Annotated in this window: 12 protein-coding genes; 11 read left to right on the forward strand and 1 reads right to left on the reverse strand. The window is 59.4% G+C overall.

What is annotated here, in order from left to right:
- The first annotated feature begins 9 nt into the window (after positions 1-9).
- The 11 genes from QEO92_RS01595 to QEO92_RS01645 all read left to right on the forward strand — a co-directional run bounded on the left by QEO92_RS01595 (position 10) and on the right by QEO92_RS01645 (position 11738).
- Positions 10-375 (forward strand): hypothetical protein, encoded by a 366-nt coding sequence (locus QEO92_RS01595; RefSeq protein WP_227705067.1) that lies wholly within the window; start codon positions 10-12, stop codon positions 373-375.
- Entirely contained in the window at positions 375-914 is a 540-nt protein-coding gene (locus tag QEO92_RS01600; protein ID WP_227701931.1) for a hypothetical protein, read from the forward strand. The genes QEO92_RS01595 and QEO92_RS01600 overlap by 1 nt, the downstream gene beginning before the upstream one ends.
- Positions 915-1085: 171 nt before the next feature.
- Positions 1086-1730 carry a hypothetical protein gene (locus QEO92_RS01605; RefSeq protein ID WP_227701932.1) on the forward strand — a complete coding sequence of 215 codons (645 nt, stop codon included), beginning with the start codon at positions 1086-1088 and terminating at the stop codon, positions 1728-1730.
- 93 nt (positions 1731-1823) lie between these two features.
- Positions 1824-3569: a GumC domain-containing protein gene (locus QEO92_RS01610; RefSeq protein ID WP_227701933.1), complete on the forward strand. Its 1746-nt coding sequence runs from the start codon at positions 1824-1826 to the stop codon at positions 3567-3569.
- A gap of 116 nt (positions 3570-3685) precedes the next feature.
- On the forward strand, positions 3686-4585 hold the full coding sequence (gene folD / locus QEO92_RS01615; protein ID WP_227701934.1) for a bifunctional methylenetetrahydrofolate dehydrogenase/methenyltetrahydrofolate cyclohydrolase FolD: 900 nt from the start codon (positions 3686-3688) through the stop codon (positions 4583-4585).
- A 139-nt stretch (positions 4586-4724) separates the two neighbouring features.
- Positions 4725-6086, forward strand: coding sequence for an ABC transporter substrate-binding protein (locus QEO92_RS01620; protein WP_227701935.1), 1362 nt, complete (start codon positions 4725-4727; stop codon positions 6084-6086).
- A 147-nt stretch (positions 6087-6233) separates the two neighbouring features.
- Positions 6234-7247, forward strand: coding sequence for a carbohydrate ABC transporter permease (locus QEO92_RS01625; RefSeq protein ID WP_227701936.1), 1014 nt, complete (start codon positions 6234-6236; stop codon positions 7245-7247).
- Between the two features lies 1 nt (position 7248).
- Complete coding sequence (locus QEO92_RS01630; RefSeq protein ID WP_227701937.1) at positions 7249-8409, forward strand: carbohydrate ABC transporter permease; 1161 nt, start codon at positions 7249-7251, stop codon at positions 8407-8409.
- 34 nt (positions 8410-8443) lie between these two features.
- Positions 8444-10099, forward strand: coding sequence for a beta-galactosidase BglA (gene bglA, locus QEO92_RS01635; protein WP_227701938.1), 1656 nt, complete (start codon positions 8444-8446; stop codon positions 10097-10099).
- 18 nt (positions 10100-10117) lie between these two features.
- On the forward strand, positions 10118-11209 hold the full coding sequence (locus QEO92_RS01640) for an ABC transporter ATP-binding protein (RefSeq protein WP_227701939.1): 1092 nt from the start codon (positions 10118-10120) through the stop codon (positions 11207-11209).
- 172 nt (positions 11210-11381) lie between these two features.
- The gene (locus QEO92_RS01645) at positions 11382-11738 is read left to right on the forward strand and encodes a hypothetical protein (RefSeq protein ID WP_037158662.1); all 357 of its coding nucleotides are present in this window, start codon (positions 11382-11384) and stop codon (positions 11736-11738) included.
- Between the two features lie 18 nt (positions 11739-11756).
- Here QEO92_RS01645 and QEO92_RS01650 read toward each other — a convergent pair whose 3' ends face one another.
- Positions 11757-13118, reverse strand: coding sequence for a metallophosphoesterase (locus QEO92_RS01650; RefSeq protein ID WP_227701940.1), 1362 nt, complete (start codon positions 13116-13118; stop codon positions 11757-11759).
- Between the last annotated feature and the right edge of the window lie 52 nt (positions 13119-13170).

The following is a 13170-nucleotide window of genomic DNA, read 5'->3' on the forward strand; positions in this document are numbered from 1 at the left end:
GCAGAAAATATGGAAGTCGTTTCGAATGATTATCGCATCAAGACCGTGCTTGGCCGGTTGGAGATGATAATCGACAATGAAAATCAGCGGATCGGCCGCGACCCGGAATTTGATCTGAAGGTCTCGAACGCCCACAAGAGCCGATGCCTCTATGAATTGACCATGCTCTTCCGCGGCACCGATCCCAGGGAAATCGCCCTCGGTTATGTCGACCAGATGCATGGCTTGAAGGACAAGCTTGCCCTCAACGCTCGCCGGGTCGAGGCGCATCTGCATGCTGTGCGCGCAGTCGCTGATCTCCTGAAGAGCGCTGCTCGCGACGCCGATGGTGATGGTACCTACACCCAGGAACAGTTCACCTACAGCGAGGTCTGATGATCAAGCTCCTTCTCACAGGTCTCTGGGTCTGCGTCGTAACGCTCGGAGCAGTATATTTCTCCGTGCAGATGTCTGCTGCGCCGGCGCCGGTCGATGAGGAGGCCAAGAAGAAGGAGCTTCTCGAACTGGTGCCTGGGGAATCGATCACTATTCCGGTGATTTCGGATGGCGCGATCACCGGCTACTTCCTGGGTCGCGTTTCCTTCATGATGGACAAGCAGAAGATCACGGGCGTCAAGCTCCCGATAACGGAGGTGACGACCGATGAGCTCTTCACCCTGCTGATCGGCAACAAGATGGTCGATCTCAGCAAGCCCGGCGCCTTCGATCTCGAAAAGTTCCGTTCCAGCATCAAGGATGGCATGAACAGGAAGCTCGGCGAGGGCCTCGTGGCAGAAGTGCTGGTCGAACAGCTTGATTATCTTTCGAAGGAAGATATTCGCAACAATGCTTCGCGCGGTAACAAGAATCCGAATCCGGGCCGGAAGATCGTCGAAGGCGTGAAAATCGAGGCGCCGCAGTCCTCAGGCCATTGAATGATGTAGGCGATACCTGGTGGGGGTCGGCCTTATGGGTCGGCTCCTCGTTCATGAGCAGTCCCGGAAATGCACGGATCGCTCGAATTTTAACAATTGATTTAAGCTGAATTTCAGCGCGCTCCCTTAGGGGTCGATGGGATTGTTCGTCCCTCATCGTGGAGCGCACCGATGAATGCCTCGGGAGAATTCCTGGTATCCGCGTCATGCCGAACTTTGTTCGGCCTGCGCACCTGCGACCTCGGGTGGAATGCGGTGCTCGGTCTCGCGGAGGGGCTGATTTCATTGCGCGGCAACCGCACGACGCTTGCATTTCTGGATGAGCGAACGGTTCTGCGTCAGGTTATCGATGCTCTTTATCGGGATCAGCTGAGCCGTCGACTGCTGTTGCCGGGCGGAAGCCGTGTCTTCAGCCTTTTGGCAAATACGCTGCAGGCAAAGCCCACGCCCGTCCGGTTCTCGGCGGGTACATTCGTTCCCGCGCTGCTGACGTTCCTGGAAAAGGGCTGCCGGATTGGTATCGCCGGCGAGGACATCGCCCGTATCGACGCTTTGCGGGGCCATTTTGCCCGCCATGCCCCCTGGCACGATATCGTGACGATCGCTCCCGATGATGAGATCGTGCAGCGTTGCGATCTCATCATCGTCGACGCGGCAAACCCTGCTGCGGAAAGGCGGATGGAGCGGCGTCTATCGTCGGTTCCCGCTGGTCTGGTCATCATGGCGGCATCTGGCTTATCCGGCTTCATCGAAGACGCCCCGGTTCGGGTTGGAGCGAAAGTTCCGTCGATGCCGGCCAAAGCGTCTTTCGCCTGACAAGTTAACCCTTTCTTTGCCATACAAATTTAGACTGCCTTAATCAAAGGCTGCCTGCGAGGATGCCGGCGGCATGGATTTATGTGGTCATCCATGTATCAGTCGGTGAAAATCATAGAAGACCGGAATCCGGAGGCGTCGGCCATACCCGCCGACGCCGGGTCGATCCGTGCCGCGATGCGCTTCACTCTCCTCAAGGTCAGCGTCATTACACTGATTGGTGCTGCCTTGGCGTTTCCAATGGCTGCCTCGGTTCCGCAGAAGTTCGAAGCTGAAACCCGGCTGAAGATCGAAGCAGCAAGCGAGCGCGCGATCAACGATGCCGCTGCGGCGCTGCATTCGAAGCGGAGTCTGGACAATCTGATCCGCGCTCTCAACCTGGGAGGCGGCAGCGAATTCGCCGTTGATCGTTCGAGCCTCCTAAGTGTGGCCTCCGATATCGTCTCCGGCGAGGCGATGACGGTATCACAGGCTGAGAACCGGCTGCGTGACCGGCTTTCTCAGGCGATCTTGACCAGCTACGACCGCCAGGCAGGCGAACTCACGGTTTCAGTCACCGCCGCGGAAGCGGACGAGGCGGTGAAAATCGCCAACATGCTCGGCGACACGCTGAGTGACGAGATCGCCATTTCGGGGGGCGGCGCGTCTGAGCCGTTGGTGGAAAAGCTGCGTCAGACTCTTGAGCATGCCGAGGCGTCGCTTTCCGGCTTCATCGCGAAAACGGACCAGCAAAAGCTTGCCCAACTGCGCCGGGCGGAAAGCGAAGAACAACAACTGACTGCGGAGATCTCTGGCGCAGAAGCTCAGCTTGCAGAGCTGAAGCAGAAGGCCGTGCAGGCGTCTGAAATGAAATTCGACGACATTCTGAGCAAACCGTTGCCGGATAGCCTGGAATATACCGGCCTCGACTATCAGCGGCAGAGATATATCGAAGCAAAGCTCGCCGTCGATCGGCTTGCAGGCGATCTCGGCCCTCGCCACCCGCGCTTGCTCGCAGCCCGAGCGGCGCTCGAGGATGCGCGGTCCGGCATTCAGACGGCTCTGGAGCAGCTTTCGGCTTCACTTGGCCAGCAGGAGAAGGCGGCTGCCATACATCTGGCCGAACTCAAGGCGGCGAAGTCGAGAAAGCCGGGTGACAAGGAGATCGTCGATTCCGCCGCGAGGCTCGCAGGTCTCGAAGCCGCGGTCGGTGAGGCGCGCAGGAACTATCTCGATGCGCTCCAGCGCGGCGAGACGCACCCGAAAACTGCGGCAGCGAAGGTTGAGATTCTTGTTCCGGCAACGGTCGAGAGGGTGACAGCGCGCGGCCTGTCGGTCGCGGAGATATCGGGTGCAGGTGCATTGGCCGGCTTCTGCCTCGGTTCGATGCTCGTCTTTTTTACGCGTCGCAAACCGGTCGAGGTTCCGGCAGATGGTGCTGAAGCAGAATTTACAACTGAACCAGAGCTGATAGTTGAACCGGACTGGCGGGAGGACGTTCCCGTGCGGGAAAATGCTCTTGAAGAACCCCATGACCCGCCCTACGATGATCCTTTCCATGAGTCGCAACACCCTCGGCGCCCGCATTATCCGGCTCCTGCCAATGATCGCCCGCTCGTCGATCATATCCGCGAAGTATTGATGGCTAACCGGAGGCTGGAGCGGGAGGCAGACCTTCCGCCGCTGGTCTCGGCCATTACGTCCGCCCGCCTCGCGGAAGAAACGAGCCATGCGAGGCCGCTTGTTCCTCAGCAGGATATTCGCAGGGCTGAAGAGGTTCGTGAGCTGCGCCGTCACATGACCGAGCTACGAGACCGTGTGCAGTTGCACGCGGCTCGCCGGAGCGCATCCGCAAGATAAGACCCCGCGACATCGAATCCTCTTGCATTTGCCGTCTGCGACCAGCATAGGCGTTGGCGTGCAAATTTAATACGTGCCCGTGTATACATTGGCAACGGTTCAAGCGGGAGGTACGCGTGACTGTGGTGATCGATGGGAAAGAGGCGGCAGCGTCCGTCATTGCGGCCGTGACCGAAGCGGCTGCTTCGCTCGAAAGGGAAACAGGCGTCCAGCCGGGCTTGGCGGTCGTCATCGTCGGTAACGATCCGGCGAGCCATGCCTACGTCAATTCCAAGAGCAAGATGGCCAAGCAGTGCGGCTTCAACTCGATCCAGCACAGCTTGCCGGAAGACGCGAAGCAGGAGGAACTGGAAAAGCTTGTTGCCGAGCTTAACGCCGATCCGGCCATCCACGGTATCCTGGTTCAGCTCCCGTTGCCGAAGCATCTGAATGCCGAGCCAGTGATCCTGTCGATCTCGCCGGAAAAGGATGTCGACGGCCTGCATGTCGTCAATGCCGGCAAGATTGCCACCGGCGATCTCGATACCGGTCTCATTTCCTGCACGCCGGCCGGTGCCATGTTGCTCGTCAACCGTATACATGGCCGTGACCTTTCGGGCCTCAATGCCGTCGTCATCGGCCGCTCCAACCTGTTTGGCAAGCCGATGGCGCTGCTGCTGCTCGCCGCCAATGCGACCGTCACCATGGCGCATTCGAAGACCAGGGATCTCGCCACGATCTGCCGCACCGCGGATATCCTCGTCGCTGCGGTCGGACGTCCGCAGATGGTCAAGGCAGACTGGGTGAAACCTGGCGCAACGGTCATCGACGTCGGCATCAACCGCGTGCCGGCGCCGGACAAGGGCGAGGGCAAGACCCGGCTTGTCGGTGACGTTGCCTATGCCGAAGCCGTTGACATCGCAGGCGCGATTACGCCGGTTCCCGGTGGCGTCGGCCCTATGACCATCGCCATGCTGATGGCCAACACGCTAATCGCGGCCTATCGCGCCGCGGGAAAGCCGGCGCCGAAGTTTTAGGGTAGCATTGAGCGTTTGCGATCTTCGACATGCTGTCGGCGGAGGGCTTGACTCCGTCGCCAGAGCGTTAAATCTCTTCCTATGTTTTTGGGAACTCCCGGCAGGGTAGCAAAAGCCGGGGCAATGGGAGGATGATTTTATGAAGACATCATTTTGGATCGGCGCGGCGCTTGCGACACTCCTTGCAGGCAGTGTAGCCGCCCAGGAACTTAAGTTCGCACCGGGTGAGGATTCGCGTTTCAACTGGAAGAGCTATGAGGATTTCAAGGCCGCTCACTCGGATCTGAAAGGACAGAGCCTCACGCTGTTCGGCCCTTGGCGTGGCGAAGACGAGGTCCTGTTCAACAGCGTTCTCGCTTATTTCAATGCCGCAACCGGCATTGACGGCCGTTATTCCTCCTCGGAAAATTACGAGCAGCAGATCGTCATCGATACGCAGGCCGGCTCCCCTCCGAATATCGCCATCATTCCGCAGCCGGGTCTGCTGGCCGATCTCGCCGCCAAGGGCCTCCTGACCCCGCTCGGCCAGGAGAATTCCGACTGGGTCAAGAGCAATTACGGCTCGGGCGCCGACTGGATCCGCTACGGCACCTACAAGGGCAAGGATGGCAAGGAGGCCTATTTCGGCTTCCCCTTCAAGGCGGACTTCAAGTCCATGGTCTGGTACGTGCCGGAAAACTTCGAGGAAGCGGGCTATGAGGTCCCGAAGACCATGGAGGACCTCTTCAAGCTCAGCGACCAGATCGTTGAGGATGGTGGCGTTCCATGGTGCATCGGCCTCGGTTCGGGCGGCGCGACCGGCTGGCCGGCGACCGACTGGGTCGAGGACCTGATGCTGCGGACCCAGAAGCCGGAGGTCTATGACAAGTGGGTCAGTAACGAGGTCAAGTTCGATGACCCGGCCGTTGTTGGCGCGATCGAGGAATTCGGCAAGTTCGCAAAAAATGAGAAATATGTCAGCGGCGGCGTGGCGGCAGTGGCTTCCACCGATTTCCGCGACAGCCCCAAGGGCCTCTTCGGCATTCCGCCGAAATGCTACCTGCATCACCAGGCCTCCTTCGTTCCGTCCTTTTTCCCGCCCGATACGAAGCTCGGCACCGATGCCGACTTCTTCTACCTGCCCACCTATGCTTCGAAGCCGGAACTGGGAACGCCGGTCCTCGGCGCGGGCACGATGTTCGCGATCACCAAGGATTCGCCAGCCGCCAAGGCCTTCATCGAATTCCTGAAGACGCCGATCGCGCATGAGGTCTGGATGGCGCAGTCATCGTTCCTGACGCCGTTCAAGGGCGCCAATCCCGATGCCTACGCCAATGAGGTCCTGAAGAAGCAGGGTGAGGCCCTGACGACCGCCACGACCTTCCGCTTCGACGCGTCCGACCTTATGCCGGGCAAGATCGGCGCCGGTGCCTTCTGGACCGGCATGGTCGACTATGTCGGCGGCAAGGACGCCAAGACGGTCGCGTCCGACATTCAGAAGGCATGGGACGGCCTGAAGTAAATCCGCTTATTGCCGCGCCGGCGAGACCGGCGCGGCTTCCAACAGATTGATTTTCAAAAGATTGACTGTTCTTCGGCCATAACAGCGGGCGGATAGCCGCCAAAAAGAACCAGCATCCTCCTGCGATGCTGGTCACAAGGAGGGGACATGGTATCGCAGATCGTCTCGGCCGTCGGCGTGGTAATCGCCGGCGTTTTTGCGTGTGCGCTCTATTACTGGCTCTCCGACAAGCTGCTCCAGATCATCTTTCCGGTGCCGAAGGAGAATGTCCGGACGGCGTCTGTCAATCTCAATCGCCGGGCCGTCGTCCGTCCCTGGTTGTTCCTGGGGCCGGCGCTGATCCTGCTCGGGGTCTATCTGGTCTACCCGGTCGTCGCGACCTTCATCCTGTCCTTCTATGATCGGTCCGGCGGCAGTTTCGTCGGTTTTGCGAATTACCGATGGGCGCTCTTCGATGATCAGTTTCGCCAGTCGATCTTCAACAACATCCTCTGGCTCGCCGTCGTTCCGGCGGCCTGCACCTTCTTCGGCCTCGTCATCGCCGTTCTGACCGACCGCATCTGGTGGGGCAATATCGCCAAGAGCCTCGTCTTCATGCCGATGGCGATCTCCTTCGTCGGCGCCTCGGTCATCTGGAAATTCATCTACGAGTATCGCGGCGGCAACGAGACTCAGATCGGCCTCCTGAACTCCGTCGTACAGTTCTTCGGCGGCAATCCGCAGGTCTGGATAGCGATGCCCTTCTGGAACAATTTCTTCCTCATGGTCATCCTCATCTGGATACAGACCGGCTTTGCCATGGTCATCCTGTCGGCAGCGCTCCGTGGCATTCCCGAGGAGACGATCGAGGCGGCGGTCATCGATGGCGCCAACGGCTGGCAGATTTTCTGGAAGATCATGGTGCCGCAGATCTGGGGCACGATCGCCGTCGTCTGGACGACCATCACCATTCTGGTGCTGAAGGTTTTCGACATCGTGCTGACCATGACCAACGGCCAGTGGAACACGATGGTACTCGCGAACCTGATGTTCGACTGGATGTTCCGGGGCGGAGGCGATTCCGGCCGAAGTGCAGTTATCGCGCTTGTCATCATGGCCGCCGTGACACCGATCATGATCTGGAATATCCGCCAGGCGAACAAGGAAACGGGAGGCCATTGAGATGAATGCTGTTGCTGGTCTTCGCCGTATCGGACTTCCCCGTCTCATCGTTCACCTGTCGGTGCTCTTGATCTGCATCATCTGGCTGATCCCGACGCTCGGTATCCTCGTCACCTCCTTCCGCGATCCGGCGCAGATCACATCGTCGGGGTGGTGGACCGCCTTCAGCAGCGCCTCACAAACCACGGCGTCGCGATTGGCAGACCCGCCTGCCGCACGGCAGGAAGGGACGAACTATGTCATCTCCGGCTCGGTTTTCGAGGCGGGGCAGGGCGGAACCGTGCGGGCTTTCGGCACGCGTGTCGCTGCTCCAGGGGAGTTCCAGGCCGGCCAGCCGGCAGATCTCGGAGAAGGGGAGACATTGACCGTCAATGAGGATGGCAGCTACACCTACACGAAGAACGGTCCATTCGAGAGCGAGCGTGGACGACGCGTGTACCTCACGATCGCTACGCCGCCGACTTTCACCACGCAGAATTACAATACCGTGCTCACATCCCAGGGGATCGGGCAGTCTTTCGTCAATTCGCTGACGGTTGCCGTTCCCTCGACGATCATACCCATCCTGATCGCCGCCTTTGCGGCCTATGCGCTTTCCTGGATGGAGTTTCCCGGCCGTGCGTTGATTATCGCAATGGTCGTGGGGTTGATCGTCGTACCGTTGCAGATGTCGCTCATTCCGCTGCTGCGGATGTACAACGAGATCGGTACGTTCTTCGGCGTGCCGTCGAGAAGTTACGCCGGCATCTGGCTGGCGCATTCCGCTTTCGGAATGCCACTCGCCATTTATCTCCTGCGCAACTATATCGCCGGGCTGCCGAAGGAGATCATCGAATCGGCCCGAGTGGATGGCGCAAGCGATTTCGAGATTTTCATCAGGATTGTGCTTCCTCTGTCGTTCCCGGCCCTTGCATCCTTCTCGATCTTCCAGTTCCTCTGGACCTGGAACGATCTCCTGGTCGCCATGGTCTTCCTCGGAACCAACAGGGAGCAACTCGTCCTGACCGGTGCTCTGAACGCGCTTTTGGGCTCGATGGGTGGAAGGTGGGAAATCCTGACGGCTTCTGCTTTCATCTCCATCCTCGTGCCGATAATTGTCTTCTTCGCGTTGCAGCGTTACCTCGTGCGCGGCTTGCTTGCTGGTTCGGTCAAGGGCGGCTGAGCCGATATTTCATCTGACAACAACAGGATATTGAATGACAATTTCGGCAGAAACTTCCGCAACACCCGACAAGGACTGGTGGCGCGGAGCCGTGATTTACCAAATCTATCCGCGTTCCTTTCAGGATTCGAACGGCGATGGCATCGGTGATTTGAAGGGGATCACGGCACGCCTGCCGCACGTGGCCGCGCTTGGGGCCGATGCTGTCTGGATTTCACCCTTCTTCCCGTCGCCGATGAAGGATTTCGGTTACGACGTGTCGAACTATACCGATGTCGATCCGATGTTCGGCGCACTCTCGGATTTCGATGGATTGATCGCCGAGGCACACCGGCTCGGCATCAAGGTGATGATCGACCTGGTGATGTCGCACAGCTCGGACCAGCATCACTGGTTCATTGAAAGCCGATCCAGCCGTTTCAACCCGAAGGCGGATTGGTATGTCTGGGCTGATGCAAAGCCGGATGGCACGCCGCCCAATAACTGGCTGTCGATCTTCGGCGGATCGGCCTGGGCATGGGACCCGACCCGCATGCAGTATTACATGCACAACTTCCTGACCTCGCAACCGGATCTGAATCTCCACAACCCAGAAGTGCAGGACGCTCTACTGGACATGACCCGCTTCTGGCTGCAGCGCGGCGTCGACGGTTTCCGCCTCGACACGATCAACTTCTACTTCCACGACAAGGAACTGCGCGACAACCCGGCATTGGAACCGTCGCGGCGCAACGCCTCCACCGCGCCGGCGGTGAACCCCTACAACTTCCAGGAACATCTCTACGACAAGAATCGGCCGGAAAACCTGGAATTCCTGAGGCGCTTTCGTGCGGTGCTCGATGAGTTCCCTGCGATCGCTGCGGTCGGCGAAGTCGGCGACAGCCAGCGGGGATTGGAGATCGTCGGGGAATATACGTCCGGTAACGACAAGATGCATATGTGCTATGCTTTCGAGTTCCTGGCACCCGATCCTTTGACGCCGGCTCGTGTTGTCGCGGTCCAGGATGCGTTTTCCCTGGCGGCACCCGATGGCTGGGCCTGCTGGGCCTTCTCGAACCATGATGTCGTGCGCCACGTCACGCGCTGGGGCTCCGATATTCTTGACCGGGATGCTTATGCCAAGATGACCTCCGCAATCCTGATGACGCAGCGCGGCTCGGTCTGCATCTATCAGGGGGAGGAATTGGGGCTTACCGAGGCGGATATCGCTTACGCGGATCTCCAGGATCCCTACGGCATTCAGTTCTGGCCGGAATTCAAGGGCCGCGATGGCTGCCGTACGCCGATGGTGTGGGATTCTCAGGCGCTGCAAGCGGGGTTCTCTACGGCCGAGAAGACCTGGCTGCCGATTCCTGTCGAGCATCAGCTTCGGGCTGTGGGGGCTCAATATGGCGATCCGGCTTCGGTGCTGGAGCAGTACCGGCGTTTCCTCACCTTCCGCAAACAGCACCCGGCTTTCGCCAAGGGCGATATCCTTTTCCTGCCGGAAGACGGTACAGTCCTGGGATACGAGCGGCGCCATGGCAACGAAATTGTGCTCTGCGTTTTCAATATGAGTGCGGCCGCAGCAATAACGGAACTTCCGGTCGGCGAATGGGAAGTTCTGACCGGTCACGGATTTGAAAGCAGCCTGGAAGACAGACGAGTGGAGTTACCGGCTTGGGGGGCGTTCTTTGCCCGTCAAGCCTAACAAAAAGGGGAGGTGATCATGGCTGGCGTCGTTCTGAAGGATATCCGCAAGGCCTATGGACAGGTGAAGGTTCTGCATGGCATCGACCTGGACATCAGCCAGGGCGAGTTCGTGGTCTTCGTAGGTCCCTCTGGTTGCGGCAAGTCCACGCTGCTGCGGATGATTTCCGGCCTGGAGAGCATCACTGCCGGGGAGATGTATATCGACGGCCAGCTCGTGAACGAAGTCCCGCCTTCGCGGCGCGGTATTGCCATGGTCTTCCAGTCCTATGCGCTCTATCCGCATATGACGGTTTACGACAACATGGCCTTCGGCATGCGGATTGCCCGCGAGAGCAAGCAGGAGATCGACCGCCGTGTCCGTTCGGCGGCGGAAATCCTGCAGCTTACCCCCTATCTCGATCGTCTTCCGAAAGCCCTTTCCGGCGGCCAGCGCCAGCGTGTCGCGATCGGACGCGCTATTTGCCGTGATCCCAAGGTCTTCCTGTTCGACGAACCTCTGTCGAACCTTGATGCGGCACTTCGCGTCGCGACCCGCATTGAGATCGCCAAGCTCAAGGAGCAGATGCCGGACACGACGATGATTTACGTGACCCACGACCAGGTGGAGGCGATGACGCTTGCCGATCGTATTGTCGTGCTCTCGGCCGGCCGGATCGAGCAGGTCGGCGCACCGCTTGAACTCTATGAATCTCCGGAGAACCTCTTCGTTGCCCGCTTCATCGGCTCGCCGGCGATGAACATCATTCCCGCGACCGTAAAGAAGACAGGCGACGTGACGACCGTTGCCCTGAAGAGCGGCAAGGCGGTGCATGTGCCGGTAGCCACTGCCGCGTCGGAAGCCGGCAAGACGGCAAGTTTTGGCGTCCGCCCGGAGGATCTTTCGGTCGCAACCGGTGACGACTATCTTTTTGAAGGGCAGGTCTCGATCGTCGAGGCGCTTGGCGAGGTGACCTTGCTTTATATCGAGGGCCTTGCCGATCAGGAGCCGATTATCGTCAAAATTCCCGGCATCCTGAATGTGCGCAAGGGTGAAGCGATGCGCTTTTCGGCCGATCCGAAGAAACTGCATCTTTTTGACGCGCAGGGTAAGACTTATCGCACTGCGTGAGTGAGGGGTGTTTACCATGTTGTTGTAGTCTCTGCCCCGAATTGTTCCAGGGCGGGACTTCCAAACCTTCTGTTAAACTTCGCCGGCTAGTCTTTTCCTATTGAAGAATAGGAGGTTTGTCGTGAGTGCCGCTCCGACCAAAAATCATTTTTTGAACAAGGAAGAGTCTTTCATGTACGACCGGGAGGCCCGGTTCAAGATGGAAGACACCATGAATGCCGCCCGCATCGAGTATACCGAAAAGGGTGTGATGAACATGGCGCAGCGCCGCTGCGACGTGCTGCGCATCTCCCAAAGCGGGGCCATTCTCGGCATCCTCACGCAATATACGTTGCCGCAGCAGTTCTATCTCGATATTCCGGACGCGCGCATCACCAAGGTCGGCTGCCTGTTGATGAAGACCTTCGCCAACAACACGGTCGAGGTCCGTTTCCTGCGGCTGCTGTCGCAGAAGGAGCTTGATCGCATCTTCGTCTTCTCGACCCATCCGAACCACCGCGACCGGACGCTCGATATCCGCTCCTGGTGAGAGGGCTGCGGTGACGATTTAGCCGTCCGCTAGTGCTTCGATGACGAGCTGTTTCAGCTTGATATCGGGCACTTCGACGAAGGCGATGTCGTCGCGGCCGAAATAGCTCTTCTGATTGATGGCCGACCAGTCGTTGCAGACGATTCTGTAGCGCTGACTGCCTTCTGGAGCGTTCGGTGCTGCATAGAGGAAGTCGCCCGTGCGGGCGACAAGCGGGATTGCGCCGTCCTGATTGCAGCGTGCCAATATGGCGGAGAGCACGGCAGCATCGACTTCCGATGTCATGAGCTTGCCTTCGAAGCGCAGCGCCGCATTGAAGTCGAAGCGGCTGATATCGCCGGCAGGCAGACCGGTGCCGAACGACGTATGGCCGATGAAGCCGATATCGGCGTTCGCCTTGGCCGCCATGGCTTCCGCCGCGAACCGGGCGGTTTCGCCGAGCGTCATGGTTTTCGCGGTATGCGCAACGACGGCGCGCTCCTCTTCCTTGAGATGCTTGGCGAGCACGGTCGGAATGAGATCCTTGAGCACGGCGGAGGTGGGGCCGCTGCGATCGATCTCGATCCTCGTCAGTTCGGCAGCCTTGCCCGCAGTCGTGAAGGTGGCGATCGTGATGGCGGAAGACCACGATCCGGTATGGACATAGCGGGTTTCACCCTGCTCGTGCGTCAGCGTCAGGTGGTCGTGGCCGCCGATCATCAGCGTGCCGTCTGGCACGATCGGCAGGATATCGCGGTCCGGCACGACGCCGGCATGACTAAGCACGATGTTGACGCCATCGCCGCCAAGCAGTGTCGGCAGGTTTGCTCTGGCCCATTCCACTGGCTTCGGAATGTCCAGCTTGTCGCGCGCCGTCTTCGGATAGGTGTTGATGGCGTCCGTGCCCAGCGCGGCGATTTTCACCGTGAGCCCGCCGGCTTCGATCGTCGTGCCGGCCTGCGTGTAGGGTTTGCCGCTGCGTTTGTCGATGATGTTGCTGAGGACGGTAATGCCAAGCCCGCGAGCGCGCGCCACGAAATGGGCGAGGTCGTTGTCGAGGTCCGGCTCATGGTTGCCGATGTTGACGATGGTCGGGGCAAGCTTCGCCAGAGTGTCGAGGAAAGTCCAGTCGATTTCGCCGCCGGATCGGGAGGCAACCACATTTCCGAGTTCGAAGATGTCGCCGTTGATCAGGATGACCTGGGGAATGCCTGCGCCGGTAACCTGCTTCTCGACGACGGAAAGAAGCTGGCCCATGCGTTCGTAGGCCGAATGCAGGTCCGAAAGGATGATTGCCTGAAACCCTTCGCCGGCGGCCATGGCAATCGTCGGAAAGACCGGCATGGCGGCAGTCGATGCCAGCAAGGCCATGAGGTTACGGCGGGTGATTGCTGCACGCATCGGGTGTCTCCTCGGTTCTCGGCGGTTCCTGCGCTTCATAGAAACCGGTGAA

It is taken from the genome of Neorhizobium petrolearium (assembly GCF_029854435.1).
GTDB lineage: Bacteria > Pseudomonadota > Alphaproteobacteria > Rhizobiales > Rhizobiaceae > Neorhizobium > Neorhizobium petrolearium.